At 62.2% G+C, this 26,757-nt stretch carries 21 protein-coding genes, 1 tRNA gene and 2 riboswitches; of the genes, 11 read left to right on the forward strand and 11 right to left on the reverse strand.

The window, feature by feature from the left end; translation table 11 throughout:
* The first annotated feature begins 453 nt into the window (after positions 1 to 453).
* From C5J26_RS22610 to C5J26_RS22630, 5 genes are all read left to right on the forward strand, one after another.
* Complete coding sequence (locus tag C5J26_RS22610) at positions 454 to 3,666, forward strand: helicase-related protein (protein ID WP_245441247.1); 3,213 nt, start codon at positions 454 to 456, stop codon at positions 3,664 to 3,666.
* A 5-nt stretch (positions 3,667 to 3,671) separates the two neighbouring features.
* On the forward strand, positions 3,672 to 4,085 hold the full coding sequence (locus tag C5J26_RS22615) for an RNA-binding S4 domain-containing protein (RefSeq protein WP_105403826.1): 414 nt from the start codon (positions 3,672 to 3,674) through the stop codon (positions 4,083 to 4,085).
* A 203-nt stretch (positions 4,086 to 4,288) separates the two neighbouring features.
* A complete protein-coding gene (fdxA, locus tag C5J26_RS22620) occupies positions 4,289 to 4,627 on the forward strand; it encodes a ferredoxin FdxA (RefSeq protein WP_046637350.1) in 339 nt (112 codons plus the stop codon).
* 387 nt (positions 4,628 to 5,014) lie between these two features.
* Entirely contained in the window at positions 5,015 to 5,587 is a 573-nt protein-coding gene (locus C5J26_RS22625) for a CarD family transcriptional regulator (protein ID WP_046605164.1), read from the forward strand.
* Between the two features lie 308 nt (positions 5,588 to 5,895).
* Positions 5,896 to 6,762: an RNA polymerase factor sigma-32 gene (locus tag C5J26_RS22630; protein WP_037081362.1), complete on the forward strand. Its 867-nt coding sequence runs from the start codon at positions 5,896 to 5,898 to the stop codon at positions 6,760 to 6,762.
* 14 nt (positions 6,763 to 6,776) lie between these two features.
* On the opposite strand, the gene C5J26_RS22635 is transcribed toward C5J26_RS22630, so the two are convergent.
* Positions 6,777 to 8,291: a M48 family metalloprotease gene (locus C5J26_RS22635; protein ID WP_105403827.1), complete on the reverse strand. Its 1,515-nt coding sequence runs from the start codon at positions 8,289 to 8,291 to the stop codon at positions 6,777 to 6,779.
* 323 nt (positions 8,292 to 8,614) lie between these two features.
* Here C5J26_RS22635 and C5J26_RS22640 point away from each other — a divergent pair, with 323 nt between their 5' ends.
* Complete coding sequence (locus C5J26_RS22640; protein ID WP_105403828.1) at positions 8,615 to 9,127, forward strand: helix-turn-helix domain-containing protein; 513 nt, start codon at positions 8,615 to 8,617, stop codon at positions 9,125 to 9,127.
* Positions 9,124 to 10,539: an MATE family efflux transporter gene (locus tag C5J26_RS22645; RefSeq protein ID WP_105403829.1), complete on the forward strand. Its 1,416-nt coding sequence runs from the start codon at positions 9,124 to 9,126 to the stop codon at positions 10,537 to 10,539. The genes C5J26_RS22640 and C5J26_RS22645 overlap by 4 nt, the downstream gene beginning before the upstream one ends.
* Here C5J26_RS22645 and C5J26_RS22650 read toward each other — a convergent pair whose 3' ends face one another.
* The 6 genes from C5J26_RS22650 to C5J26_RS22675 all read right to left on the reverse strand — a co-directional run bounded on the left by C5J26_RS22650 (position 10,540) and on the right by C5J26_RS22675 (position 17,209).
* Complete coding sequence (locus tag C5J26_RS22650; protein ID WP_105403830.1) at positions 10,540 to 11,247, reverse strand: ATP-binding cassette domain-containing protein; 708 nt, start codon at positions 11,245 to 11,247, stop codon at positions 10,540 to 10,542. It lies immediately after the preceding gene.
* Positions 11,240 to 12,859, reverse strand: coding sequence for a thiamine/thiamine pyrophosphate ABC transporter permease ThiP (gene thiP / locus C5J26_RS22655; RefSeq protein WP_105403831.1), 1,620 nt, complete (start codon positions 12,857 to 12,859; stop codon positions 11,240 to 11,242). Before thiP ends, C5J26_RS22650 begins: the two co-directional genes overlap by 8 nt.
* Before the next feature lie 4 nt (positions 12,860 to 12,863).
* A complete protein-coding gene (gene thiB, locus C5J26_RS22660) occupies positions 12,864 to 13,874 on the reverse strand; it encodes a thiamine ABC transporter substrate binding subunit (protein WP_105403832.1) in 1,011 nt (336 codons plus the stop codon).
* 40 nt (positions 13,875 to 13,914) lie between these two features.
* Positions 13,915 to 14,022, reverse strand: a riboswitch (TPP riboswitch).
* A gap of 97 nt (positions 14,023 to 14,119) precedes the next feature.
* Positions 14,120 to 14,569, reverse strand: coding sequence for a response regulator (locus C5J26_RS22665; RefSeq protein WP_105403833.1), 450 nt, complete (start codon positions 14,567 to 14,569; stop codon positions 14,120 to 14,122).
* 159 nt (positions 14,570 to 14,728) lie between these two features.
* Positions 14,729 to 16,549, reverse strand: coding sequence for an ABC-F family ATP-binding cassette domain-containing protein (locus tag C5J26_RS22670; protein ID WP_105403834.1), 1,821 nt, complete (start codon positions 16,547 to 16,549; stop codon positions 14,729 to 14,731).
* 3 nt (positions 16,550 to 16,552) lie between these two features.
* Positions 16,553 to 17,209, reverse strand: coding sequence for a thiamine diphosphokinase (locus C5J26_RS22675; RefSeq protein WP_206051215.1), 657 nt, complete (start codon positions 17,207 to 17,209; stop codon positions 16,553 to 16,555).
* Between the two features lie 94 nt (positions 17,210 to 17,303).
* Between C5J26_RS22675 and C5J26_RS22680 the strand changes: the two genes are divergently transcribed.
* The 4 genes from C5J26_RS22680 to C5J26_RS22695 all read left to right on the forward strand — a co-directional run bounded on the left by C5J26_RS22680 (position 17,304) and on the right by C5J26_RS22695 (position 21,550).
* Positions 17,304 to 18,143, forward strand: a complete 840-nt coding sequence (locus C5J26_RS22680) for a MoxR family ATPase (protein ID WP_105403881.1) — start codon at positions 17,304 to 17,306, stop codon at positions 18,141 to 18,143.
* 51 nt (positions 18,144 to 18,194) lie between these two features.
* A riboswitch (SAM riboswitch) is annotated at positions 18,195 to 18,272 on the forward strand.
* Positions 18,273 to 18,330: 58 nt separating this feature from the next.
* Positions 18,331 to 19,251 carry a homoserine O-succinyltransferase gene (metA, locus tag C5J26_RS22685; RefSeq protein ID WP_046665166.1) on the forward strand — a complete coding sequence of 307 codons (921 nt, stop codon included), beginning with the start codon at positions 18,331 to 18,333 and terminating at the stop codon, positions 19,249 to 19,251.
* 11 nt (positions 19,252 to 19,262) lie between these two features.
* Positions 19,263 to 20,444: a VWA domain-containing protein gene (locus C5J26_RS22690; protein WP_105403836.1), complete on the forward strand. Its 1,182-nt coding sequence runs from the start codon at positions 19,263 to 19,265 to the stop codon at positions 20,442 to 20,444.
* An 83-nt stretch (positions 20,445 to 20,527) separates the two neighbouring features.
* On the forward strand, positions 20,528 to 21,550 hold the full coding sequence (locus C5J26_RS22695; RefSeq protein ID WP_105403837.1) for an aldose epimerase family protein: 1,023 nt from the start codon (positions 20,528 to 20,530) through the stop codon (positions 21,548 to 21,550).
* A gap of 91 nt (positions 21,551 to 21,641) precedes the next feature.
* Here C5J26_RS22695 and C5J26_RS22700 read toward each other — a convergent pair whose 3' ends face one another.
* The 4 genes from C5J26_RS22700 to C5J26_RS22715 all read right to left on the reverse strand — a co-directional run bounded on the left by C5J26_RS22700 (position 21,642) and on the right by C5J26_RS22715 (position 26,755).
* A complete protein-coding gene (locus C5J26_RS22700) occupies positions 21,642 to 23,447 on the reverse strand; it encodes a PAS domain S-box protein (RefSeq protein ID WP_105403838.1) in 1,806 nt (601 codons plus the stop codon).
* A 219-nt stretch (positions 23,448 to 23,666) separates the two neighbouring features.
* Positions 23,667 to 23,741: transfer RNA gene (locus C5J26_RS22705), tRNA-Gly, on the reverse strand.
* Between the two features lie 193 nt (positions 23,742 to 23,934).
* The gene (locus C5J26_RS22710) at positions 23,935 to 24,588 is read right to left on the reverse strand and encodes an Isoquinoline 1-oxidoreductase subunit (protein WP_105403839.1); all 654 of its coding nucleotides are present in this window, start codon (positions 24,586 to 24,588) and stop codon (positions 23,935 to 23,937) included.
* Positions 24,589 to 24,601: 13 nt separating this feature from the next.
* Positions 24,602 to 26,755 carry a xanthine dehydrogenase family protein molybdopterin-binding subunit gene (locus C5J26_RS22715; protein WP_105403840.1) on the reverse strand — a complete coding sequence of 718 codons (2,154 nt, stop codon included), beginning with the start codon at positions 26,753 to 26,755 and terminating at the stop codon, positions 24,602 to 24,604.
* Between the last annotated feature and the right edge of the window lie 2 nt (positions 26,756 to 26,757).

Here is a 26,757-nt window from a genome sequence, read left to right on the forward strand (position 1 = left end):
CTGAATCTTAATTTCGTGCTTGAAGGAGGGCGGAACGGCCTGAATCGGTTGATGAAACATTAACCATATCAATGCATTGACTCTTCCGATTCTTCGTGAAAGCGCAGCTTCGGGATGAGTCCTGCAGTTGTATGCATCCAATCTTGATGCAGATTCACGATGTCGTGGGGAAATCCGGAGTCGCATCAATATATAGCGGTGAACAAAAGCTGAATCTTCTTGAGTCTGCGATTCGTCTCCGATTCGTTCGCGTCTGTTCCTTTACGTTTAAAATTCGAATCGCCGAGCGTTGATTTGCGGCCTCCAGCGATCACTCTTCGGCCGCAAAACTATTCTTCAGGCTTGCGTTTGCCTGACTAGATCGCCATGTGTTGCGTGGCTTCTAGTTTTGGGCGAAGGCGCGAGACCCAAGCCGTATGTGATGCGCGGAACCAGGCATTGAATTTCCAGCCCATGATGCTCAGCGGGCGCGGCGTCACCGCCGTCCTCGGACCCACCAATACCGGCAAGACCCATTATGCCATCGAGCGCATGGTGGCGCATGGCACCGGTGTGATCGGCCTGCCGCTTCGGCTGCTGGCGCGCGAGGTCTATACGCGCCTTGTCGAGAAGGTCGGCGCCTCGCAGGTGGCGCTTATCACCGGCGAGGAAAAGATCACTCCGCCGAATGCCCGCTTTTCCGTCTGCACCGTCGAGGCCATGCCACGCGAGACGAAAGCCTCGTTCGTCGCAATCGACGAGGTACAGCTCGCCGGGGATCTCGAACGCGGCCATATCTTTACCGACCGCATCCTGCATCTGCGCGGCCGTGATGAAACGCTGCTTCTGGGGGCGGCGACCATGCGGCCGATCCTTGAGAGGCTGTTGCCGGGAATAACCGTCGTCGAGCGGCCGAGGCTCTCGCAACTCTTCTATTCTGGGCAGAAGAAGATTACCCGCCTGCCGCAGCGGTCCGCGATCGTGGCGTTTTCAGCCGACGAGGTGTATGCGATCGCCGAGCTTATCCGCCGCCAGCGCGGCGGCGCGGCGGTGGTGCTGGGTGCGCTCAGCCCGCGTACCCGCAACGCCCAGGTCGGCCTCTACCAGTCCGGCGACGTCGAATATCTCGTTGCGACGGATGCGATCGGCATGGGGCTCAATCTCGATGTCGATCACGTGGCATTCGCCCAGGACCGGAAATTCGACGGTTATCAGTTCCGCAGTCTCAATCCGGCAGAACTGGCGCAGATCGCCGGCCGCGCCGGGCGGCATGTGAGGGATGGGACGTTCGGCGTGACGGGGCAGGTCGCGCCTTTCGAGGACGAATTGGTCGAGCGAATCGAAAGCCACCACTTCGATCATGTCAAAGTGCTGCAATGGCGCTCGAAGGCCCTCGATTTTTCGTCGCTCAAGGCTCTGCGGGAAAGTCTGGATGCGTCGCCGACGCTGCAAGGATTGACACGGGCGCTTCCCGCGACGGACAGCCAAGCCTTTGATTATCTTTCGCGTTATCCCGAAATCAAGGACATCGCGACGACTCCCCAGCGGGTCGAGAAGCTCTGGGAGGCCTGCGCGTTACCGGACTATCGACGAATTGCGCCGGCGCAGCACGCCGACCTTATTTCGACTCTTTTTTCCGATCTTGTACGCTTCGGGACGGTGAATGAAGAATTCATGGCGGAACAGGTCCGCCGCGCCGACCGCACCGATGGTGAAATCGACACATTGTCGGCCCGCATAGCGCAGATCCGGACCTGGACCTACGTCTCTAATCGCCCTGGTTGGCTTGCCGATCCGACACACTGGCAAGAAAAGACACGGGAAATAGAGGATAGGTTATCGGACGCGCTACATGAAAGGTTGACGAAACGCTTTGTTGATCGCAGGACATCTGTGCTCATGAAGCGCCTGAGAGAGAATGCGATGCTGGAAGCTGAAATCAGTGTGAATGGCGATGTCTTTGTAGAGGGACATCACGTCGGGCAATTGGCCGGTTTCCGGTTTACGCCCGTTTCGGGAACCGAGGGGCCCGACGCCAAGGCGGTGCAGGGTGCCGCTCAGAAAGCGCTGGCGCTCGAATTCGAGGCGCGGGCCGCGAGGCTTTATGCCTCCGGCAACAGCGATCTGGCGGTCGGCTCCGACGGGTCCGTTCGCTGGCTCGGCGAGCCCATCGCCCGTCTTGCGCCGACCGAGCATGTCATGCGGCCGCGCGTCATCCTGCTCTCCGACGAGCAGCTGACCGGCAATGCCCGCGAACATGTGCTCGCCCGCCTCGAGCGCTTCGTCAACCATCACATCGCCACGGTTCTGAAGCCGCTCGACGATCTGTCGCGCGCCGAAGACCTGCAGGGCCTCGCCAAGGGGCTCGCCTTCCAGCTCGTCGAAAGTCTCGGCGTGCTGTTCAGGCGTGACGTCGCGGACGACGTGAAGTCGCTCGATCAGGATGCGCGCGCCTCGATGCGTCGCTACGGCATCCGTTTCGGCGCCTATCACGTCTTCATGCCGATGCTTCTGAAGCCCGCACCGGCGGAGCTCATCACGCTCCTCTGGGCGCTGAAGAACGACGGCCTCGACAAGCCCGGTTACGGCGATCTCATCCCGGCGCTTGCCGCAGGGCGCACTTCGGTGGTCGCCGATCCGACGTTCGAACGGATGTTCTACAAGCTTGCGGGTTTCCGCTTCCTCGGCAAGCGTGCCGTGCGGATCGACATCCTGGAACGGCTTGCCGATCTCATCCGTCCGCTTCTGCAGTGGAAGCCGGGCTCGACGCCGCGTCCGGAAGGGGCATATGACGGCCGCCGCTTCACGGCCACGACCGCAATGCTCTCCATTCTCGGCGCGACGCCGGACGATATGGAAGAAATCCTCAAGGGCCTCGGATATCGTGCCGACGCCGTGAAGCCGGAAGAAGCGCAGGCATTCCTGGCGGGCCAGGATGCAGGTTCCGTGAGCGCTGTTCCTGCAGCCGCGTCGGCAGGAGACGCGCCGGAAGCCTCCGACGGCGATGACGCCGATGCGAGCGACGCTTCGGCCGAGACAACGGCAGAAACCCCTTCGACCGAGGCCGCGCCTGAAACCGCCCCGGCAGAGGCCGTGGCTGATGCTGCGCCGGCTGAGACGGCTACTGCAGAACCGGTTGCTTCGGAAGAAGCTCCGGCTGAGCAGGCTGCGGCTGAAGACGAGGCAAAGGCTGCCGAGACTGGAGAGCCGAAGCCGGTCCTGCTGTGGCGTCCGGGCGGCGGCCGTGAAAACAACCAGCGCGGCGGACGCCCTCAGCATGGCGATCGCCGTGGCCATGGCGGCCAGCGCAGCAATGCCGGTGGCGAAGCCGGCCAGCCGGCCCAGGGCCGTCGTGATGAGCGTCGCGACGGTGGTGGCGAGCGGCGTGATGCGCGCCCGGCCGGGGAACGTGGTGGCGAGCGCAACGGTGGCGAACGCAAGGACGGCGGCAAGCCGAACCGCGACAACAACCGCCGGCCAGATAACAACAATACCAACAACCGCGGGGGCGATCGCCCCAACCGCGGGGAGCGCCACGAAGGTGGCCCGCGTCCGGACCGCAACGACCGCGGCAAAGGGTCGCAGCCTGCGCGCTTCGAGGCCAAGCCGCCCCGCAAGGAGAAGCCGATCGATCCGGATTCGCCCTTTGCAAAGCTTGCAGCTCTCAAGGAGCAGATGAAGAAGTAAGGCCCATGACGGAAAAACAGCCACAATCCGGTTCGCGCCAGCGCATCGACAAGTGGCTGTTTTTTGCCCGCATGGCGAAGTCACGGTCGATCGCCCAGGATCTCATCCGCTCGAACCACGTGCGGGTGAATGGAGACCTGGTGTCCCAACCCAGCTCCCAGGTGAAGCCGGGGGACCGCATCGATCTCAAGCTCGAGCGTCGCGATCTCGTGCTGGTGGTCAAGGCCGGCGGGGAAAGGCGAGGACCTTTCGAAGAGGCCCGGCTGCTCTATGAAGATATCAGTCCGCCTCCCGAAGAAACCAAGAGGCTGACGTTGTTCGAACAGGCGCAACGGGCGCAGGGAAGCGGCCGGCCGACCAAGAAGGAGCGCCGCGACACCGATCGGCTGTTTCCGGGTATCGACGCGGACCTAGATTAGAAAAAACGACCCGCTGCGCTCAGGTTTTCAGCACGGATATCCTTGCTAAGCCAAGCCAAAGGCTTTACCTGACTGTCGAAAAGCCGGATCGCCTACCTCCTGTCATTTTTGCAGTTGGGTTTTCGCCTCTCCCGGCTTTCCGGTGTGCCGGCGCTTCCCATCCGTCGACGTGCCGCTGATCCGCGATAGTCCTGGAGTGCCGCATGACGTATGTCGTGACCGACAATTGTATCCGCTGCAAATACACCGACTGCGTCGAGGTCTGCCCGGTCGACTGCTTTTATGAAGGTGAAAACTTCCTCGTCATCCATCCCGACGAGTGCATCGATTGTGGCGTCTGCGAACCGGAATGTCCCGCCGAGGCGATCAAGCCGGACACGGAGCCAGGCCTCGACAAATGGCTCAAGATAAACACCGAGTTCGCTCAGATCTGGCCCAACATCACGGTCAAGCGCGATGCGTTGCCCGAAGCCAAGGAGATGGACGGCGTCACCAACAAGTACGAGCAGTATTTCTCCGCCGAACCCGGCAAGGGCGATTGAGATTTGCTCCGACGGAATGGCTCGGAAGCAGTTTCGAATCACTTTGCCTTTTTGTTGGGCAGAGCACGGCTATAGTGCTCTGTGCACCTGCAAAAGCAAATTATTGATTTCCGCACTTTTTTGTGGTAGACAATAAGAACTGTTCCACAAGGCGGCACGTGCGTGCCCAAAAAACATCACGAAAGCAACAGACCACCCAAAGCGCGGTTTCCGTGACATTGCAACGCTTGAATGTTGTCGGTCGCAGTACCCCGATGGGTGTTTTTTCGCTCGCGTTGGTCGGACCAGTATGGAGTGACCCGACGGTTTCCCCCGTCTCATCCGGGCCTGACAGACCCGGTTCCCCCGACCCGGCAATGGGTGAGTAACAGGGAGTTTGTGAAACGAATGACGACTCAGCAGAAAAAGACTTCTCCCGCACGCCAGGGCTTCAAGACTGGTGAATCGATCGTATACCCCGCTCATGGTGTAGGCACTATCTCTGCGATTGAAGAGCAGGAAGTTGCCGGCATGAAGCTTGAGCTTTTCGTAATCGATTTCGAAAAGGACAAGATGCGCCTCAAGGTGCCAGTCGCAAAGGCCGTCAGCATCGGCATGCGCAAGCTGTCCGAAACGGATTTTGTCGAACGCGCTCTCAAGGTTGTTCAAGGCAAGGCCCGCGTGAAGCGCACCATGTGGTCGCGCCGCGCCCAGGAATATGATGCAAAGATCAATTCCGGCGATCTGATCTCGATCGCGGAAGTGGTTCGTGACCTCTATCGCGCCGACAACCAACCGGAACAATCCTATTCCGAGCGTCAGCTTTACGAAGCCGCTCTCGACCGCATGGCTCGTGAAATCGCTGCCGTGAACAAGATGTCCGAAACCGAAGCCGTCCGTCTTGTCGAGGTCAATCTCGCCAAGGGTCCCAAGCGCGGCAAGAACGTAGAGGAAGATGAGGCGCAGGAAGAAGCGGCCTGATCATCCATCCATAGTTCTCCCAAAAACCCGGCCTTCGAGCCGGGTTTTTTATTGGAACTTTTTCTCCCCCTCCGCGTTAACCCGCCGGAACGGCGAACTGATGTGCGTCGGTTTGCGTTCGGGACAGCTAAGTGCGGGGCGGAAGATCGGTCTCTTGAGCCGGTTGTGAATCCCCCGCGGAACATAAGACGAGGGGAGCAAAAGCGGCAGGATATTCATTCCATCATCGTTCGGGCTTGTCGCGTGCACGGTGTCCCTGGTTTGTGCCTCGCTGTTTTTGTCGGATCAGACCGTTCACGGAGAACACCATGACAGCCATGTCCGCAGACCGCACGATGATCAAGATAGCAATGTCCGCTCCATATCTCGCCCGCGAGGAGGAGCGCGATCTGGCGGTCCGCTGGAAGGACGATCAGGACCAGGATGCCCGAAACCAGATTGCCCTTGCGCATATGCGTCTGGTAATCGCCATGGCCTCGAAGTTCCGTGGCTTCGGTTTGCCGATGAGCGATCTCGTACAAGAGGGCTATGTAGGGCTGCTCGAAGCGGCGGCAAGGTTTGAACCGGCCCGCGACGTGCGTTTTTCCACTTATGCCAGCTGGTGGATCCGAGCCTCGATGCAGGATTACATCCTTCGAAACTGGTCGATCGTGCGGGGCGGCACCAGTTCCGCGCAGAAAGCGCTGTTCTTCAATCTTCGCCGGCTGCGTGCCAAGCTCGCCCGCGGCGATTCCAATCTCACCGCCCGGGCAATTCATGAAGAGATCGCAGTGGCACTCGGCGTCAGCGTCTCCGATGTCCAGACCATGGATGCGCGCCTTTCCGGCAACGATTCCTCGCTGCAGGCGCCGTCGATCGCTGGCGATGCGGATAGCGGCGAACGGCTCGACATGCTGGCCAGCGCCGAACCGCTGCCGGATGAGCAGGTTTCCGGGATGATCGACGGTGAACGGCGGCTGAAATGGCTGCAGGGCGCGCTCACCAAACTCAACGACCGGGAAAAGAAGATCATTCGCGCCCGCCGCCTGACAGACGACGGCGCGACGCTCGAAGCGCTGGGCGCCGAACTCGGCATTTCAAAGGAACGTGTGCGGCAGATCGAAAGCCGGGCGATCGAAAAACTCAAGTCGGCGCTGGTGTCGGCCAATCCGCAGATGGCTGCGGCCGCCTGCTGAGGCGGCCCCCGATCTCATTCGGAAATGATCTTGAACTTCTGGCCCGGGGAGATCGTCGCCCCGGCCGGCAATGCGTTGATCATCTTGAAAAGGTCGAGCTTGCGATCCGTTCCCATCACACGCGCCGACAGCGATGCGATGGTGTCGTCCTTGGTTGCCGTGACGATGCGTACCCGCAGCGGCTTCAGCGTCGCGATTTCCGGAGGCGTCATCCGGCGGAAGGTCGAACGGAGAATCTCGGAAGTCGTATCGAGCGCCGGACTGCCCTTCGGCACCGCCGTCAGGAAGCGGAAGATTTGATTGTCGACGCGGATGACGGTCACGTCGAAATCCCAGCGTTCCGCTGAAGCCCTTGCGGTTGCCGCAGGCATGCCATTCACCTGGATCTCCCGCACCGTCTCCGGCTGCAGGCCCGCCACCCAGCCGCTCGTCAGATAATTCGGCAGATTGTCGTTATCGCCCGCGGCAACGCCGTCAAAGCGGATCGCCGTTTCGCCGGGGCCGGTCGCCAGCACCGCTTCCACCTTGTTGTCGATCCGGAAGTCCGGCGGCACGTCGAAACGGATGCCGAGGCCGCCATGCAGGAAAGTCTGGCCGCGGACATAACCCTCCTGAGGGCTGTCGCCATAGAGCAGGCCGTCGATGCCGGCGATGTAATAATCACGGCCCTTGTCGCCGACGGTGCCTTCCTGGCCGAAATTACGGGCATGGCGGCGGGCGAGATCGACGCGCTGAGTGGAGTTCGGATGGCTCGACAGGAAGTCGAGGCTCTGGTCGCTGTCTGGATCGACCGCCGAATAACGGGCATAGGCCGCCATCGAATCGAGGAAACGCGCCGCCGCATACGGGTCGTAGCCCGCTTCGCCGAGCATCCGCACGCCGATCACGTCGGCCTGCAGTTCCTGCTGGCGCGAAAATGCCGCCAGGCGAAGCTTGCCGCGGGCGAGCGCCTGCTTGCCGGCTAGATCGCTGGAAAGGACTTCGGCAACGACGCGGCTTGCGATCACTTCCGCCTCTTCGCGGCGCTGGCGTTCGATGCCGTGGTTGGCGGTGACGTGGCCCATCTCGTGGGAGAGCACCGCTGCGACTTCCGATGCGTCGTTGGCAAGTGCCAGAAGGCCGCGCGTCACGTAAAGATAACCGCCTGGCAGCGCGAAAGCGTTGATCGCCGGCGAATTCAGGATGGTGATGCGGAAGGACTGGTTGGGATTTTCCGAAACGGCCGTCAGCGCGCCGGCGATGCGGGCGACCAGTCGCTCGGTCTTGGCGTCGCGATATTCGCCGCCGTAGCTCGCAACGATGCGCGGATGCTCGCGCGCGCCCATCTGCGCCCGCGGATCGTTCTTCTGTACCTCGTCGACGATCTGCGGCGATTCGGAGGGAGAAACATTCGGCGTATAGGCCTGGTCGAAGAGCGACTGGCAGCCGGAAAGGATCGCACCGCTGAACAGCAGGGCGCCCAAGGCCCGCCGACCGGGCAGGGCACGGACAATTGTCCAGACAGCCGGGATCGCTGTGTCGCGCCTCATCGTCCTCGTCTTCCGCACCATCATTCCCAAGGTCCGCCATCCGGCTTGACAGAGGTCCTCTCGATCCAAGCCGGCTCCTTCTCTATGTCGCTTAGCGATTTTCGCGTCGAATGCACAGATGCTCTTGTTGAAATATGTCTTGCTGGTGCGTTTGCAATGAAAATCCCCGCTACCTTTCCGCGATGCCATCGCGGCACGTCCAAATTGTGGCGAGTTCCATAACGGTCCGGCCGTCCCCGTCGCCAAACGTGATCACGCAGATAGTGACTTGCAAATTGCAAGTTATTTATGCCACAAGGCAACGTCGTGCCGGAGAAGAACCCATGAAACGGACAGGTCCCCTCGACACCGGATGCCCGGTGTTGCGCAGTCTCAAACATGTCGGCGAGGTCTGGAGCTTCCTGATCCTGCGCGATGCACTGGGAGGTGCGACACGTTTCGACGAATTCCAGCGCAACCTCGATATCGCCCCGAACATCCTGACCAGCCGTTTGAACTCGCTTGTCGAATCCGGGCTGATGGAACGACGGCGCTATTGCGAGCGGCCGCCGCGGGACGAATACCACCTCACGCAGCGCGGTCGCGACTTCAAACCTGTGGTGCAGGCGATGCTTGCCTTCGGCAACCAGCATTTCGCGCCGGAGGGGGAAAGCGTGGTGATCGTCAACAGGGAGACCGGCGAGCAGGCCGACCCAGTGATGATCGACCGCCGCAGCGGTCGGCCGCTGAGCGATCCGGTCTTCACCAACGCGGCCGGTCCGGCTGCGAGCGAACGTATCCGCCGCCGCTATCCGTCCATGAACGAGCTAATGCAGCATAGAGAGGCCGATCGATGAGCGCCGTGACCACCGAAGCCGTCGAGGCGGCGTCTCCTTTCGAAGACGCGGACGCGGCACCGATCAATCCGCGGACCCGGCAGCTGCTGCAAGATCCGATCCTGCCGATGCTGATCCGGCTCGCATGGCCAAATATCCTGATCATGCTCGCCCAGGCATCGACAGGCCTTATCGAAACCTGGTGGATTTCGCATATGGGTACCGCGGCGCTGGCAGGCATGGCCCTGGTCTTTCCGGCCGTGATGCTGATGCAGATGATGTCTGCCGGCGGTTTCGGCGGAGCGATTTCCTCGGGGATCGCCCGGGCGCTCGGCAGTGGCCGGCGTGACGATGCCGACCTGCTTGCCTGGCATGCCGTCGTCGTCAACGTCGCGATCGGGCTGTTGTTTTCGGCGGTCATGCTGGCCTATGGCCGGCCGATCTATCGGGCCCTCGGCGGCGAAGGCCCGGAACTCGAGGCGGCGCTCGTCTATTCCGACGTGGTGTTCGGCGGCATGGTCTTCGTCTGGTTGATGAACGGCCTGGCGAGCGTCGTGCGCGGCACGGGCAACATGCTGTTTCCGGCTCTGGTGACCTGTGGCGGTGCCGCACTCCTCGTGCCGGTATCGCCGCTTCTGATCTTCGGCTTCGGCCCGTTCGAGGGGTTCGGCATCGCCGGCGGGGGCCTGGCCATGGTGCTCTACAGTTTCGGCGGCACGGCGGTTCTCGCCTGGTATATCCTCTCCGGCCGCAATCTTGTGCGCTTCGGCGTCGGACCGCTTCGCTGGGCGGTTTTCCGGAATATCCTCCGTCTGGGTGCTGCTGCGTCGATCAACTCCATTCTCACCAACGTGACCATCGGTGTGGCCACGGCATTGGTGGCGACAAAGGCGGGAGTCTCGGCTGTGGCCGGTTTCGGTACCGGCGCAAGGCTCGAATATCTGCTGATTCCGGTGATCTTCGGCATCGGCGCGCCGATGGTGGCGCTGGTCGGCACAAACATGGGCGCCGGCCAGAAGGATCGGGCGATGCGCATCGCCTTCACCGGTGCCGCCATCGCCTTCGTGGTCACGGAGACGATCGGCCTGATCGCGGCGATCTTCCCGGTCGCCTGGATCTCGCTGTTCAGCGAAGAGCTTGGGGCGATCGATGCGGGGGTCGCCTATTTGCAGATCGTCGGACCGGTCTATGGTTTCTTCGGTGCCGGGCTCGCCCTTCTTTTCGCCTCCCAGGGTGCAGGCCAGCTCTTCTGGCCGCTTGCATGCAATTTCCTGAGGCTGTTCATTGCAGCTGTCGGCGGTTGGCTGGCCCTCGAGGTAACCGGTTCGCTGAACGGATTGTTCTTTGCGCTGGCGGCCGCGCTTGTCGCCTATGGCCTCATCCTGTCTCTCGCCATCCGCTCCGGTGTCTGGTTCCGCGGAAAGGCTGCCTGATCAGCCGGCAAGAAATTCGGCAAGTGCCGGAATATCGCGCCGGGCGAGGAATTCCTCGGCCGGCGCCTGCAACAGGATATGGCCGTGGTCGATGAAGATCGCATGGTCAGCCAGCCGGCCGACCTCATCCGGATCATGGGTCACGATCAGCACCGTATTGCCCGTCTCGCGATGCAGGTCGACGAGCAGGCTGGCCATCGAAAGCCTGAGCCCGGGGTCGAGCGCCGCGAACGGCTCGTCCATCAGCAGAACCGGTTTTTTGCGCACCAGAGCCCGTGCGAAGGCGGCCCGCTGCCTTTCGCCACCGGAAAGCGTCCCCGGCATCCGGTTCTCAAAACCGCTCAAGCCCACGCGCTCCAGCGCCTGTGATATGGCGGCCCGATCACTGCCTGACAATTTCAGCGAGGGGCTGATGCCGAGGCCGATATTGGTGGCGAGGTCCAGATGGGCGAAGAGATTGTTGTCCTGAAAGACCAGCGATACGGGACGCTCGGAGGGATGTTTTTCCGTCACATCCCCGCCCGCGATCAGGATACGGCCGCGGTCCGGCGTCTCGAAGCCGGCAACGAGGTTGAGAAAGGTCGATTTGCCGGAGCCGGACGGGCCGGTAATCGCCGTCACGGCGCCGGCTGGCAAAGCACAGTCGAAGCGGAATTCCCTGATGCCGAGCTTCAGTTCAACCTTGTTCAGCGCGATGCCGTCAGCCATGGCTTGTTTCCCTGCGGCCGGCGGTGCCGACCATCGTCAGCGCCAGGCAGATGATGCCGAGGATGAGCGCCAGTCCGTCCGCGTCATTGGTTCGATAGCTGGATAGCCGGCTATAGACAAACCAGGGGAGGGTGGTGAGTTCGCTGGAGCCGAACAGTGCCACCGCGCCGAGATCGCCCAGCGACAGCGCCATGGCGAAGGACAGCGCCGTCAGCAGGGGCCTCGCCAGAACCGGCAGATCGATCCTCCATGCCCGTGAAAAACCCGAGAGGCCGAGGCTTGCTGACAGCCTGCCTGTCCGCTTGCGGTGCGTTTCGACGGCTGGCGACAAAACGCGCATCACGAAGGGAAGCGCCATCAGCATGTTGATGATCGCCACCAGCGCCGGGGCGAAGCGCGCCACATCGCCGAACGGGCGCAATATCAGGAACCAGCCGGTCCCCAGCACGACCGGCGGCACAAGCAGCACCAGCGAGGACATTCCACCCAAGGACACGGAAAACGCCCTGGCCGTTCCGCCAGGTCTCTTCATATCCGCGATTGCACCGCGTCCGGCAATGATAGCCAAGGAGGTCAGCACGGCCAGCAGGCCGGCGGAAAGCGCGATCGTGAAGCTGGTCCAGGCGGCGCGCAGGAAGGCAGGGCTGTTGACGAGGCTCCAGAGATTGGCCTGGACGCCCGCGCCGACGATCGAGGCGAGCGGCAGGATCAGGAATATCGTGGCAAGCAGGATAGCCAGCACATCCCAAAGCCGCGCGGGCAACGTTCGGCCATCGAACCGGCGTGTCGCCCGACCGGCCGTGATGCCAGCGTCGTCAGGGGCCGGAAACAGCGAAATCGCAATCAGAATCAGCGCCGTCATGCCGATCTGCAGCAGCGACAGCGCTATGGCGCGCGGCGGATCGAAATCGAAACGCAGCGACTGGTAGATCGCCACTTCGAGCGTGGTCGCGGCCGGCCCACCGCCGAGCACTAGGACGAGCGTGAAGCTCGTGGCGCACAGCATGAAGATCAGGCCGGCAATGCCGGGGATGACGCGGCGGGCTGCAGGCCACTCGATGAAACGGAAAACGGAGAAGGGTTTCATCCCGAGGCTGGAGGAGAGCAGCCAATATTCCGCCGGCAGGCGCTCCAGCGCCGCAAGCAGCAGCCTCCCGGCGAGCGGCAGGTTGAAGAACACATGTGCCAGCAATATGCCGGAAAGCCCGTAAATGCTGACCGGCTGTTCGAGGCCGAGCTTCAATAGCAGGCTGTTCATCACTCCTTGCCGTCCCCAGATGCCGATCAGGCCGAGCGCACCGATCAGCACCGGCAGGCCCATCGGCAATGCCATCAGCCGGATGATCCACACGCGGCCCGGAAAGCGCGGGCGGCGTGCGAGCGCGAGTGCGACGGGAAGGGCGAAGACGACCGACAGCAGCGTCGAAAGAACCGCCTGCAGCAGTGTGAAACGCAGAATTCGCCAGGTATAGGCGGTGAACAGCCGGCTTTGGGTGTTGCCTGCGTCCCAGGAGAGAAGGGCGGCGACTGCGATGCCGACGAAGAAGGCGATTCCGGCAAGGCTCAGCAGCCCCCAGCCTATCCCGCGTCTCCGCTCCGCCCTCGTCAGCATGGGATCAGTTCATGCTCATAGCGGTCAGCCATTCGTCGATCCAGGCCTGCCGGTTCTTGGCCACCTGATCCGACCCCATCAGGAAAGTCTTGGTCGGCTGCACCAGGTTGTTGAATGCGTCGGGGAGCGGCTGGGAGGTCTTGGCGGCCGGCATCATCCAATTGGTGGTCGGGATGACGTCCTGGAAGGCCGGCGAGACCATGAATTTCAGGAACTGTTTCGCGAGATCCTTGTCTCCCGCCCCCTTCAGCATGCCGGCGACCTCGATCTGGATGTAATGGCCTTCGGAGAAGGAGGCGGCCTGGTAGCGCTCCGTCTTCTCCTCGACCATGTGATAGGCTGGCGAGGTCGTGTAGGAAAACACCATCGGCACTTCGCCCTTGGTGAATAGGCCATAGGCCTCCGACCAGCCGGGCGTGACGGTCAGCACACGTTTCCTGAGCTTGCCCCAGGCCTCCGGTGCCTGGTCGCCATAGACCGATTTCACCCAGAGCAGCAGGCCGAGGCCGGGTGTCGACGTGCGCGGGTCCTCGATGGCGATCTTCTGTGCCGGATCGCCGTCCACCAGGTCCTTGAGGCTTCTGGGTGGGTTCTTGATTGCCTGCGTGTCATAGACGACGGCGAAATGGCCGTAGTCGTAGGGGATGAACGTGTCGTCGCTGTAATTGCCGGGGACCTTGGCCGCGGCGGCGTCGAGCCCGTGCGGCTCGAACAGACCGGTCGCCTTGGCCTCGGAGATCAGATTGGTATCGAGGCCGAGCGCGATATCGGCGTCGGTGCCTTTGCCCTCCAGTTTCAGGCGGGTCAGAAGCGCCACGCCATCGGCGACGCCGACGAAATCGAGTTTGCAGGCGCAGGTTTTCTCGAAAGCCTCCTTGACCTTCGGTCCCGGTCCCCAGTCGGAGATGAAGCTCTCGTAGGTGTAGACGGTCAGCGTCTTTTCTTGCGCTTCGGCCGGCGCGGAAAGGGAAAGGGCGGCAGCGGCCGCGAATATGGAAAGAATGGTGCTGCGCATCAGCGTCTCCTCGTTGTGGTGACAAAGGGGAATAGGCGCTGATGAAGAGCCGTCTAATCCCTCCGCCGGTGTTAACCGGATCAGGTTCCGCGGGTTGGCCAAAGGCCTCTCAGCCGCACGAAAACGCGCGGCACCCCGTTAGAGCAGGATCAGATTTAGCGGCGAGGCGAATGGCTGGCAAGAGGCGGTCTGCGACCGGCTCAAAGCGCATTCGGCAGGAGCAACACGGCTCGGTGGTTCATTGCTCAGTGGTTCTGCGGAAACACTTTCAGCTCACGCGGAACGATCGCCATGCCGCCCAGCCGGTTGGCAACGGCGTAGTCGATGGTCTTCTCGACCACCTCGGGCATGACCGGTTTGGTGAGCACGCCGAGCGAGCCTTCGACGCCGGCTTCCACATCGTCCGGATTACCCGTCATGAAGACGACGGTGATGCCATATTGCTCGGCAAGCTCGCGGCCAATCTCCGGACCAGTCCGGCCGTCCGAGAGATTGACATCGACCAAGGCGATATCGGCATAGGCGGCGAGCGCCAGGGCGTGTTTGCGGGCATTGGCAAAACCGGCGACTTTCAGGCCCATGGCTTCGATCGTCTCGGCTACATCGAGCGCGATCAGAAACTCGTCTTCGACAATCATAACTCTTTGATTCATCGCCTCAGTGGCCAGCCGACGACGCGTAACATTTGTCAGCATTGGATGTCCCCATTCGATTGATCGGTTCTTTGCAGGCCGATCCGTCCCCGGGACATTTCGACCACTACTCACACCCAGAACGCCCCGGGACATCATATGTTCCGCTCCGCGACAAATATTTTTTCAACTAACTAATTGTTAAGCTTAACAAATCGCAAATCAGCCTTCGATTTCCTCGCGCAGCATTTCGAGTTCCAGCCATTCTTCTTCCATTTTGCTGATGCTTTGGCGCAGCTTTTCCATCTCCGCGGCCAGCTGGTTGAAAGCGGCGGGATCCTTGGTGAAGAGGTTGGGATCGGCCATTTTCTTCTCGCGGGCGGCGATCTCGGCCTCGGCTTTTGCCATTTCCTTCGGCAGGTTCTCGAGCGCGAATTTCTGCTTGAAGGAAAGCTTGCCTTTGCCCTTGGGGGTGCCGGAAACCGGTGCCGCGGTATCGGTTTTTGCCCTGTCAGCTTTCTCCGTGCGGCGCCTTTCCTCCAGCGCGCCTTTCCGCTGCGCCAGCATATCCGTGTAGCCGCCGGCATATTCGATCCAGCGGCCGTCCGGTGCGTCCGGATTTGCGGGGGCGATGGTCGAGGTCACGGTGCGGTCGAGGAAGTCGCGGTCGTGGCTGACGAGGATGACGGTGCCGGAATAGCCGGCGACGATTTCCTGCAGCAGGTCCAGCGTCTCGATGTCGAGGTCGTTGGTCGGTTCGTCCAATATCAGGAGGTTGGACGGCCGGGCCATGATGCGGGCGAGCATCAGCCGGGCGCGCTCGCCGCCGGAAAGGTTCCTGATCGGTGTCCTGATCTGCTCCGGCTGGAACAGGAAGTCCTTCATGTAGCCTGCGACATGCCGCTGTTCGCCGTTGACCAGCAGCGTCTCGCCGCGTCCATCCGTCAGATAGTGGGACAGCGTGTCCTCGGGGTCCAGGTCCTCGCGCTTCTGGTCGAGCGTGGCGATTTCCAGGTTGGTGCCGAGCTTGACGGTGCCGGTGTCGGGCGTCAGCTGGCCGGTCAGCATCTTCAGAAGCGTCGTCTTGCCGGCACCGTTCGGGCCGACGAGACCGATGCAGTCGCCGCGATGCACGCGGATCGAGAACGGCGCGACGATCGGCCGGTCGTAGCTCTTGGTGATGTTCTCGGCCTCGATGACAAGCTTGCCGGATTCACGGCCTTCGCTGACGCTCGCCTGCACCGTGCCCTGCGGTCCTTTATGGCCGCGGTAATTGCCGCGCATCGTCTGCAGCTCACCGAGGCGGCGCATGTTGCGCTTGCGGCGCGCGGTCACGCCATAACGCAGCCAGTGTTCCTCGCGCTCGATCGCCTTGCCGAGCTTGTGCTGTTCCAGCTCTTCCGCCTCCAGCACTTCGTCGCGCCACGCTTCGAACTCGCCGAAACCGCGGTTCAGGCGTCGCGACGTGCCGCGATCGAGCCAGACCGTGGCATTCGAGACCTTTTCGAGGAAACGACGGTCATGCGAGATCACCACCAGCGCGCTTCTCGTCTTGCGTAATTCGTCTTCCAGCCATTCGATGGTCGGCAGGTCGAGATGGTTGGTCGGCTCGTCCAGCATCAGGATGTCGGGTTCGGGCGCCATGACGCGGGCAAGTGCTGCGCGTCGGGCCTCGCCGCCGGAGAGCGTGTTCGGGTGTTCCTGGCCGGTGAGGCCCAGATGTTCGAGCAGATAGGTGACGCGATAAGGATCGTCGCCCGGGCCGAGGCCCGCTTCGGCATAGGCCTGCACCGTCGAATAATCGGCGAAATCCGGCGCCTGTTCGAGATAACGGATGGTCGAGGAGGGATGGCGGAACACCTCGCCCGACTGGGGCTCGACCATGCCGGCGGCGATCTTCATCAGCGTCGATTTGCCGGAACCGTTGCGGCCGACGAGGCAGATGCGGTCGCCCGGCTCTACCTGCATGCCGGCGCCAGCGAGAAGCGGCGCGCCGCCGAAGCTCAGGAAAATATCGTCAAGTTTCAGAATTGGGGGCGCCAACAGTCAGGCTCCTGTAAAGTCGTGGGGGCGGGCAAGGATCATGGCCTTGCCCTTCCTCAAATGGAATTCCACCGGGCCTTCTGCAACGTTCGAGACGGTGCGCGAGGAGCCGAAGGGGAGTGAGAAGTTGTCGAGCGGATAACGTGCGCCGATGATATCGAGCCCCTCCAGGTCGGAAAAGCCGATGACCGAAAACAGCGAACCCTTCGGCAGGTCCAGTGTCCTTGTGCCCGGCAGCAGCGGCACGGCCTCCTCGTCGCCCGACGTCAGCAGGATGTCGAGGTCGCGTTCGGCCAGGCTCATGGCGTGAAAGAGATGCTGAAGCGCATGGTCGCTGCGCTCGCCGCCGAGCGCGCCAGCAAGGATCAGCCTTGTCGCGCCGCGTTCGACGGCTTCGGCCGTGGCGATCTCGCCGTCCGTCTCGTTCTTGGCCGGCGGAAAGGCCTGCCGCTCGACGTGCGGGAACTGCGCGATCAGCGCGGCGTCGGAGGAATCGAAATCGCCGACCCAGAGTTCAGGCTTCAAGCCGAGTGCCGACGCATGGCGCATGCCGCTATCGGCCGCAATGAAGCGGCTGCCGGCGATCGTCTCCCGCAGGCGATCGGTGACGCGCAAGTTGCCGCCGAGCAGAATGGTGAAGGTCGAATGGGTCATGCGCATTGCCCATAGCGCAAAGCCGGTGGAAAGGGAAAGCTGTTGCACCGCCTCGGGCGAGCTTTTAGTTTGCGGCGCGTTTACCGATCAGGATCACGAGATGCAGTTTCAGGGTACAGCGGACTATATTGCCGACAAGGATCTCATGGTGGCGGTCAACGCCGCGATCCGGCTCGAACGTCCGCTGCTGGTGAAAGGCGAGCCCGGCACCGGCAAGACCGAGCTTGCGCGGCAGGTCGCCGCCGCCCTCGGGCTCGATCTGATCGAGTGGAGCATCAAGTCCACCACCAAGGCGCAGCAGGGGCTCTACGAATACGATGCCGTCTCGCGGCTGCGCGACAGCCAGCTCGGCGACGAACGCGTCCACGACGTGGCCAACTATATCCGCCGCGGCAAGCTGTGGCAGGCCTTTGCCTCCGACAGGAAGCTCGTCTTGTTGATCGACGAGATCGACAAGGCCGATATCGAGTTCCCGAACGACCTGTTGCAGGAACTCGACCGCATGGAATTCCATGTCTACGAGACCGGCGAGATGGTCCGCGCCAAGGTTCGGCCGATCGTCATCATCACCTCCAACAACGAGAAGGAACTGCCGGACGCCTTCCTGCGCCGCTGTTTCTTCCACTATATCCGCTTCCCGGACGTGGATACGCTCGCCCGTATCGTCGAGGTCCATTATCCCGGCATCAAGCAGGCGCTGGTGCGCAACGCGCTCACCCAATTCTACGAGATTCGCGAGATGCCGGGGCTGAAGAAGAAGCCCTCGACCTCCGAAGCGCTCGACTGGATCCGGCTGCTGGTCTCGGACGATGTCGACCCGTCGGACCTGCGCGGCGACGTCAAGAACGCGCTGCCGAAGTTGCATGGCGCTCTCCTCAAGAACGAGCAGGACGTGCATCTCTTCGAGCGGATGGCCTTCCTGGCGCGGCGGGAGCGGTAAGCGGAAGATTATGCTCCCATTGACGCCGGTCGTAGCAAGGCGTATTTGAACTCCCGAATTCGTGGTGATTTGGCCGGCCGGCTTGCAGCCACGTTAAAAAAGTCGCTAAAGGGCCGCGAGAAGATGTCTTCCCACGGACCGGTCGCGATTTATTTTGCCGCCGGTTTTATTTTTGTTGGGTTGAGACATGCCGATCAAAATTCCCGATACGCTGCCCGCATTCACTACGCTCGTTTCCGAAGGCGTGCGGGTGCTGACCGAAACCATGGCTGTACGGCAGGACATTCGTCCGCTTCAGATCGGGCTCCTCAATCTCATGCCGAACAAGATCAAGACCGAGCTGCAGATGGCGCGCCTCGTCGGCGCCTCGCCGCTGCAGGTCGAGTTCTCGCTGATCCGCGTCGGTGGCCACAAGGCCAAGAACACGTCGGAAGATCACCTCCTGTCCTTCTACGAGACCTGGGAAGAGGTGAAGCACCGCAAGTTCGACGGTTTCATCATCACCGGAGCGCCGATCGAGACGCTTCCTTTCGAAGACGTCACCTATTGGGGCGAGATGAGACAGATCCTCGACTGGACGGCGACCAACGTGCATTCGACCATGAACGTCTGCTGGGGGGCGATGGCGGCGATCTATCATTTCCACGGCGTGCCGAAATACGAGCTCAAGGAAAAAGCGTTCGGCGTCTATCGCCACCGCAACCTCGTGCCGTCTTCGATCTATCTCAACGGTTTTTCGGACGATTTCCAGGTTCCGGTGTCGCGTTGGACGGAAGTCCGCCGCGCCGACATCGAAAAGAACCCGGACCTCGAAATCCTGATGGAATCCGAGGAAATGGGCATCTGCCTGGTGCATGAGAAAGCCGGCAAGCGGCTCTATATGTTCAATCACGTGGAATACGACTCTACCTCGCTGGCCGACGAATATTTCCGGGACGTCAACGCCGGCGTACCGATCAAGATGCCGCATAACTACTTCCCGCATAACGACGATACGCTGACGCCCTTGAACCGTTGGCGCAGCCATGCACATCTTCTGTTCGGCAACTGGATCAACGAGATCTACCAGACGACCCCTTACGACCTGGAGAAGATCGGTACCGAATAGGTTTCGACGCGATGTTCATTCCCTTCTTCCTTCACCTCAAGGAAGCGAAGATTCCGGTGACACTCCGGGAATTCCTCGACCTTCTCGAAGGCATGGAGGAAGGGATCGCGGATTTCGACGTGGAAGCCTTCTACTTTCTCGCCCGCACGGCGCTGGTGAAGGACGAGCGGCATATCGACAAGTTCGACCGGGTCTTTTCGTCCTATTTCCGCGGGCTCGAGGCGGTCTCCGGGGAGCCTGGCCTGGACGTTGCCAGCATCCCCGAAGAATGGCTGCGCAGGCTCACCGAGAAACATCTCACCGACGATGAGAAGAAGCTCGTCGAGGCGCTCGGCGGTTTCGAGAAGCTGATGGAGACCCTGCGCCAGCGGCTGGAGGAGCAGAAGGGCCGGCATCAGGGCGGCTCGAAATGGATCGGCACCGGCGGCACGTCACCTTTCGGCGCTTATGGCTATAATCCGGAAGGTGTGCGGATCGGCCAGGATCAGTCCCGCCATCGCCGGGCGGTAAAAGTGTGGGACAAGCGGGAGTTTGCCGATTTCGACGACAAGGTGGAACTCGGCACCCGCAACATCAAGGTGGCGCTGAAGCGGCTGCGCCGCTGGGTGCGGGAGGGGGCGGTCGAGGAACTCGACCTGGCCGGCACGATCCGTTCCACCGCCGAACACGGTTATCTCGACGTCCAGACCCGGCCGGAACGGCGCAATGCGGTGAAGCTGCTGATGTTCTTCGATGTCGGCGGCTCGATGGACGACCATATCCGGGTGGTCGAGGAGTTGTTCTCGGCAGCCCGCGTCGAGTTCAAGCATATGGAGCATTTCTACTTCCATAACTGCCTTTACGAAGGTGTGTGGAAGGAGAACGGCCGCCGGTCGGAGCGGACGCCGACGCTCGACCTGATCCGCAGCTATGGCGCCGACTACAAGGTGATCTTCGTCGGGGACGCCTCGATGAGCCCCTATGAGATCACCCATGCGGGCGGTTCCGTGGAGCACTGGAACCAGGAGCCGGGCGAGGCTTGGATAAGGCGCGTCACCGAGCATTTCCATCGCTGCGTCTGGTTCAACCCGGTGCCGCAGGACCATTGGAGCCATACGACCTCGATCGGCTTCATGCGGCAGCTGATGACCGAGCGCATGTTCCCGCTGACGCTCGGCGGATTGGAACAGGCGATGCGTGCGCTCACGCGATAGAGCCTTTTTTCTTCTCCACGGCGTTGCGGGTCGCCGCCAAATCGCGCAGGTTGCCGCAAACATATCGGTGGAGGAGCAATCTCATGGCGGACCAGAATTTCGAAGTTTTCGGCACCACGGAAAAGGGCGAAACCGTCTATCGTGTCAGGATCTCCGGCGGCGGGCTCACAGCTAACGTCATCACCTGGGGCGCGGTGATCCAGGACCTCAGGCTGGAAGGCCACCAGCCGCCGCTCGTGCTCGGTTTCGAACGGTTTGAGGATTACCTGAACCATTCCCCTTATTTCGGCGCGACGCCCGGCCGTTCGTCCAACCGTATCGGCGGTGGCCGCTTTACGCTGGACGGAAAGCAATATCAGCTGGAACTGAACGAGCGGGGCGTGACCCATCTCCATGGCGGCTCGGATGGCATCGGCCGCAGCAACTGGACGATCGTCGAGCATACAGCGGATAGGGTCGTGCTGCGGATCACCGATCCCGACGGCCGTGCCGGTTATCCGGGAAACTGCACGGTCACGGCGACTTACCAACTCAAGAGCGACGGCGTTCTTTCCGTCGTCTACCAATCCACCACCGATCAGCCGACGCTCGCCAATATCTGCCAGCATACCTATTTCAATCTCGACGGCCACGAGGATGCGCTCGATCACGACATCATGATCGCCGCCGACCATGTGCTGGTCTTTGATGACAAGCAGGTGCCGACCGGCGAACTGATGGCGGTCGCGGGCACGCCTTTCGACCTGCGCGACATGGGGCCGATGAAGCGGTTCGACGGCGATGCCCAGGTCCTGTTCGATCACAACTTCTGCCTGTCGCCGGAGCGTACCCTCAAGCGTTCCGTGGCCTTGGCACGCAGCATCCATTCCGGCGTGTCGATGGAAGTTCGCACCACCGAGCCGGGCGTGCAGCTCTATGCCGCTTTCAAGCTGTCGCAGATCCCTACAGAAGGCCTCGATGGACGTCGCTATGGCCCATTCGCCGGGTTCTGCCTCGAAACCCAGGTCTGGCCGGACGCCATCAACCACGCCAACTTCCCGAATGCGGTGCTGCGGCCGGGCGAGGTGTTGCTGCAGGAAACCGACTATGTCTTTTCAAAGCAATGATCGCAGCGGGCGTCGCCCGGATAGGGATTATCTGTGCCCGAATTGACGACGCTGCCGGCCCCGAAAGCCGGCGGCGTTTGCCGTTTTCCGGCTATGTCGGCTGGATCATGCGGCGCAGTTCGCCTTCCAGCAGCGCCATATTTACAGGCTTCCGGATGGTCGTCCGGTTTCTGAAACCGTGGTGATCGTCGAGCTGCTCATATCCGGTGCAGAACAGGAAGGGCACGCCGTGGGTCTGCAGCCATTCCGCAAACGGATAGACGGGCTTTCCCCCGAGATTGACATCGAGGACGGCGACGTCGGGAAGCTGCGAGCTGTCGACCAGGCGCATGGCTTCATCGGCAGTTGCCGCCGGTCCGACAATTTCCCAGCCGCGCGATTCAAGTTCGCTGCAGAGCTCCATGGCGATGAGGGTCTCGTCCTCGACGACAAGTATCCGCCCCGCCGAGCCGGGTTCCGATGACCTCGGCGCGACCTCCTCGCCGAGGACCGAGCCGGCCGAAATGTCGGGCCGATAGACGGATCGGGGCAGCGTCGCGATCAGGCGCATACCGGCTGGCGGCCAGCTGATGTCGAGTTCGCCCGCCAATTGACGGGTGGCGACTTCCGTCACCAAGGTGGAGCCGAAACCCCTGGATTCCGGCTTCTGCACCGCTGGCCCGCCGGTCTCGGTCCAGCGGAGCTCCAGTTCCAGGGAGGGCAGGATGCGCCAGGAGACATCGACGCGCCCTTCCGTGACCGACAATGCCCCGTATTTGACGGCGTTGGTGGCAAGCTCGTGGATGAGGAGGCTGACCGGCTGCACGGTATTGGGGGTGAGAGTGACGGCGGGCCCGCCGATCATCAGCTGATTGACGTTCTGATAGGCCCGGGTTTCCTCGGTGAGGACCGCAGCGAGGTCTCCGCCCTGCCACCGGTTCTGGGCGAGCAGCGAATGGGCGCGGCTCAGTGCCGAAACGCGGCCTCGAACTGCGACGATGAAAGCCTCCTTGGTTTCGGCACGGGTGAGGGAGACCAGCGCCTGCACCACCGCCAGGGCGTTCTTGGCCCGGTGATCGACCTCGCGGGCCAATAGCTGGCGGGAATCCTCGTTGGCCTTGCGCTCGGTGATGTCGCGCAAGATGACCGTTGCCAGCTTTCCGTCGCCGATCTGTACCTGCGAGATCGATGCCTCGACGGGGAATTCCTCGCCATTGGCGCGCAGGCCGCTGATCGCCCCCAATGCACCCATCCGGCGGTTTGTAACGCCGGTCTCCTTGAAGAGGCGGATATGTTCGGCATGCCCATGCCGAAACCGCTCGGGGATGAAGCGTTCGATCGGCGAGCCGATCGCATCCTCGCTTGCGATGCCGAACATGCGCTCGGCGGCCGGGTTGAACAGCACGATCCGCTGGCCTTCATCGACGGTGATCAGCGCATCCATCGCCGATTCCACGATCCCCTCCATGCGTCGCCGGCTTTCCAGCAGGGCATCCTCGGCGGCCTTTCGCTCGGTGATGTCGCGCAGGATGACGGTGGCCAGGCGCTCGCCGCCGATCTCGACCTGCGAGATCGACGCCTCGATCGGAAATTCCTCGCCGTCGGCGCGCAAGCCGCTGATGGCACCGAGCGATCCCATCTGCCGGGTGGTCACGCCGGTTTCGGTGAAACGATGAATATGCGCCGCGTGGGTCGGGCGATGGCGTTCCGGCATGAAACGGGAGATGTGCTGGCCGAGCGCCTCGTTGGCCGCCAGCCCGAACATGCGCTCGGCGGCAGGATTGAACAGGATCACCCGTTGCTCGTCGTCAATGGTGATGATCCCGTCCATCGCAGAGGCGACGATGCCCTCGAGGCGTCGCATGGTCTCGACGGCGGTTTTTTCACTCAGCTTTGGGTGGTGCGGGCGAGATTCCACGACGGCACATCTCCGGTTCAACCCCCGAATCATTGGCGTGAATTGCCCGGGTGGTTGCAACCAGTATGGCATCTCCCGCATTTGGTGAATATGCGGAAGTTATCAGATTCATGGGGAAAGGTGGCGGAGTGGAAGCCCGCTTTGGATGGGTATCAAGGGCGATGCCGTCGACCTAGGGCGTGAGCCAGGTCGGCTGCGTAAGATCTTGAAAGGGAGATTTGGAGCGGGCGAAGGGATTCGAACCCTCGACCCCAACCTTGGCAAGGTTGTGCTCTACCACTGAGCTACACCCGCTCATCAATCCATCGGTCCGTGGTAGTGAAGCTTGACCGTGGCGTCGTGGCTCGTTGCCGGCGACGGGCGCTATATGGCCCAGTCCTTTTTCAAATGCAACAGGGAAATGACGATTGGCGCCAAGAAAAATTGCGATCCCGCCAAAGCCCCTGCAAACCACCGGTTCCGGCCGGAACCGGTGGCTACTTCATTCTCAGGAGGCCGGACAGGCCGCTCCGGACTTCACCCAGGCGCTGATGAGCTCGCCGAATTCGGCCTGTGTGCCCGGCACCGGTTCGCGTCCGGCACCCGGGTTCCAGCCCCAGCCGACCAGTTCGTCATGCGCCATGTGCTCGACGATCTCATCCATGGTCTTGCCGCCGTTGCGGGCCGGGTCCTTGATCTGCTGGCAGATCTGGCCGAGCGATTTGCCGACCCAGGCCATTTCGATCGGCGCGAGATGCCAGGCGGGATTGCCCGGAATGCTCTTGATCGTGTCGGCCTGGCCGACAACGGGCGTGTTTTCCGCGCTGTGGCAGGTGGTGCACTGCATGCCGGGCAGGCCCATGCCGCCGTCGCCGCGGACGACCGGCGGCTGGTGCGGGTGCATGTTGGCGCCCTGCAGCGGCCGTTCGGTCGCCGGATGACAGTTGACGCAGCGCGGGTGCTGGATGACCTTGCCGGCCTCCTGGAAGAGCGCCACGGAGCGTTCCCGCTGGTTGGCGATCGACTGGAAGGACGCGGCGGGCTTCAGCGTCTTGGCGTCTGCCTTGGCATCCTGGGCGACCGAGGTGGGCGACAGCAGCGTGCCGGCACCCACGAAAAGACAGAGGGTAGCGACGCCGGTGATAGCGAGTTTCCAATTCATCGGGGTTTTATCCTCAGGACGAAACGATGTTGACGATAGGCAGCTGCCGGACCGGCGCTCCGGTCAGGCGACGCCAAGCATTGGCAACCGCCGGACCGACAGGCGGCACGCCAGGTTCGCCGACGCCGCTCGGTTTTTCACTCGACTTGATGATCTCGACGGCCACGTCCGGCATCTCGTTGATGCGGATGGAGCGGTAGTCGTGGAAGTTCGACTGCATGATCTTGCCGTCCTTGGCCAGGGTCACCGCGTCGAAGAGAACCGCGCCAAGGCCGTAGCCGATGCCGCCTTCCATCTGCGCCTTGATGACGTTCGGATTGACGGCGACGCCGCAATCGACCGCACACCAGACCTTGTGGACACGCGGTGCGCCCTCCGGCCCGATCGAGACTTCGACGATTTGGCCGACGAAGGTGCCGAAGCTTTCGACCACCGCAACGCCGCGGGCGCGGCCTTCCGGAGCCGGCGAACCCCAGTTGGCCATTTCAGCAGCCTTCCTCAGCACGCCTGCATGACGCGGCTTTTCGCCAAGCAGCGCAAGCCGTCCCTCGACCGGATCCTTGCCGATCTTCTGGAACAGCTCGTCGACGAAGGTCTCCACTGCAAAGCCGGTATGGGTGTGGCCGACCGATCGCCACCATAGCGGCGGGATGGAGAGCTGGACGTTATGGGCGCTGACCTTCAGGTTCGGGATCGCGTAGGGCAGGTTCGAAGCACCTTCGACGGAGCTTTCATCGAGATCCGCCTTGCCCATGATCGACTGGCCGACGATTACCTGTTCCCAGGCCGTGATCTGGCCCTGCGCATTGATGGCGCCTCGCATCCTGTGGGCATACATCGGGCGGTAGAAGCCGCCGCGAATGTCGTCCTCGCGGGTCCACATGTGCTTCAAGGGACGGCTACGATCGGTTGCGGCATAGACGGCTGCCGCTTCCTGTATGTAGGGCGAGCCGAACTGCGCCTTGCGGCCGAAGCTGCCGCCAGCGAGTTGGGTGTTCACCCTGACCTTCGCCTCGTCGAGCCCGAGGACCTTGGCGGCGACCGACTGGTCCATGCCCGGGAACTGGGCGCCGTTATAGATATCGACCGATCCGTCCTGCGCCTTGATGAAGACTGCGTCGAGCGGCTCCATCGGCGCATGCGCCAGGAAGGGGAAGACGATCTCGGCTTCCACCGTCTGCAGGCCGGGGGCCTTGAAGGCGTCGTCGACATTGCCGTTGTTGGTCGCTTCCAGCCCTTTCTCGCCGAAGAGCTTCCGGTAATCGGCGGAAAGTTCCTCCGAGGAGCGGGTCTCGGCCTTGGAGAGGTCCCATTCGATGCTCAGCGCATCGCGGCCCTTGAGCGCCGCGAACGTGTTGTCCGCATAAACGGCGATGCCCGACGGCACCTGCTTCACGTCGACCACACCCTGCACCTTGCGGGCTTCGGCATCGTCGAAGCTCTTCACCGTCGCACCGAAATGCTCCGGGTGGGCGACGACGGCGATCAGCAGGTTGTCAGGCGTGATGTCGAGCGTGAAAACCGCCGTGCCGTTGGTCTTGCCGTGGGTGTCGAGCTTCGGCAGGTCAGTGCCGATCAGCACGAAATCCTTGGGGTCCTTGAGTTTCGGCTCGGCAGGCGGCGTCTGGCGGGCCGCCTTTTCGGCAAATGCGCCGAAACCGCTCTCCTTGTTGGAGGCGGCATGCTTGATGCGGCCTTTCTGGACGGTGATCTCGGAGGCCGGCACCTTCCAGTCTTCGGCGGCGGCGGCGACCAGCATCGCCCGCGCGGTGGCGCCTGCCTTGCGCATCTGTTCGTAGGAATTGGCAATCGCGCTCGAACCGCCGGTTCCCTGCAGGCCGAAACTCAGGTTGGCATAGACCTTGTTGTCGGTCGGCGAATGGACGGCGCGCATCTGGCTCCAGTCGGCATCGAGTTCTTCCGCCACCAGCGTGGCAAGGCCGGTGAACGGACCCTGGCCGAATTCGATGTGCTTGGAAAGCACGGTCACGGTGTCGTCGGTGCCGATCTTGACGAAGGCATTCATCGGCGCAAGCGCCGGATCGCCGCCGGCGTGCACGCCGGTTTGGGCAGCGGAGAGCATCTTTGGCGCGATCGCGACACCGATGACGAGGCCTGAGCCGGCGAGGAAGGCGCGGCGTGTGGTGTTGATGTCCTGGATGGTCATTG

Origin of the sequence: Neorhizobium sp. T7_12, assembly GCF_002968535.1 — a bacterium.
GTDB classification, from domain to species: Bacteria; Pseudomonadota; Alphaproteobacteria; order Rhizobiales; family Rhizobiaceae; genus Neorhizobium; species Neorhizobium tomejilense.

Excerpts from the sequence above, each read along its gene's own strand:
- thiB (WP_105403832.1), bottom strand. The coding sequence starts at position 13,874 with ATGCGCAGCACCATTCTTTCCATATTCGCGGCCGCTGCCGCCCTTTCC.
- thiP (WP_105403831.1), bottom strand. The coding sequence starts at position 12,859 with ATGCTGACGAGGGCGGAGCGGAGACGCGGGATAGGCTGGGGGCTGCTG.
- C5J26_RS22635 (WP_105403827.1), bottom strand. The coding sequence starts at position 8,291 with ATGAGGCGCGACACAGCGATCCCGGCTGTCTGGACAATTGTCCGTGCC.
- C5J26_RS22710 (WP_105403839.1), bottom strand. The coding sequence starts at position 24,588 with ATGAATTGGAAACTCGCTATCACCGGCGTCGCTACCCTCTGTCTTTTC.
- C5J26_RS22680 (WP_105403881.1), top strand. The coding sequence starts at position 17,304 with ATGCAGTTTCAGGGTACAGCGGACTATATTGCCGACAAGGATCTCATG.
- C5J26_RS22665 (WP_105403833.1), bottom strand. The coding sequence starts at position 14,569 with ATGCTGACAAATGTTACGCGTCGTCGGCTGGCCACTGAGGCGATGAAT.
- C5J26_RS22715 (WP_105403840.1), bottom strand. The coding sequence starts at position 26,755 with ATGACCATCCAGGACATCAACACCACACGCCGCGCCTTCCTCGCCGGC.
- C5J26_RS22640 (WP_105403828.1), top strand. The coding sequence starts at position 8,615 with ATGAAACGGACAGGTCCCCTCGACACCGGATGCCCGGTGTTGCGCAGT.
- C5J26_RS22625 (WP_046605164.1), top strand. The coding sequence starts at position 5,015 with ATGACGACTCAGCAGAAAAAGACTTCTCCCGCACGCCAGGGCTTCAAG.
- fdxA (WP_046637350.1), top strand. The coding sequence starts at position 4,289 with ATGACGTATGTCGTGACCGACAATTGTATCCGCTGCAAATACACCGAC.
- C5J26_RS22695 (WP_105403837.1), top strand. The coding sequence starts at position 20,528 with ATGGCGGACCAGAATTTCGAAGTTTTCGGCACCACGGAAAAGGGCGAA.
- C5J26_RS22675 (WP_206051215.1), bottom strand. The coding sequence starts at position 17,209 with ATGCGCATGACCCATTCGACCTTCACCATTCTGCTCGGCGGCAACTTG.
- metA (WP_046665166.1), top strand. The coding sequence starts at position 18,331 with ATGCCGATCAAAATTCCCGATACGCTGCCCGCATTCACTACGCTCGTT.
- C5J26_RS22690 (WP_105403836.1), top strand. The coding sequence starts at position 19,263 with ATGTTCATTCCCTTCTTCCTTCACCTCAAGGAAGCGAAGATTCCGGTG.
- C5J26_RS22610 (WP_245441247.1), top strand. The coding sequence starts at position 454 with ATGATGCTCAGCGGGCGCGGCGTCACCGCCGTCCTCGGACCCACCAAT.
- C5J26_RS22650 (WP_105403830.1), bottom strand. The coding sequence starts at position 11,247 with ATGGCTGACGGCATCGCGCTGAACAAGGTTGAACTGAAGCTCGGCATC.
- C5J26_RS22615 (WP_105403826.1), top strand. The coding sequence starts at position 3,672 with ATGACGGAAAAACAGCCACAATCCGGTTCGCGCCAGCGCATCGACAAG.
- C5J26_RS22630 (WP_037081362.1), top strand. The coding sequence starts at position 5,896 with ATGACAGCCATGTCCGCAGACCGCACGATGATCAAGATAGCAATGTCC.
- C5J26_RS22645 (WP_105403829.1), top strand. The coding sequence starts at position 9,124 with ATGAGCGCCGTGACCACCGAAGCCGTCGAGGCGGCGTCTCCTTTCGAA.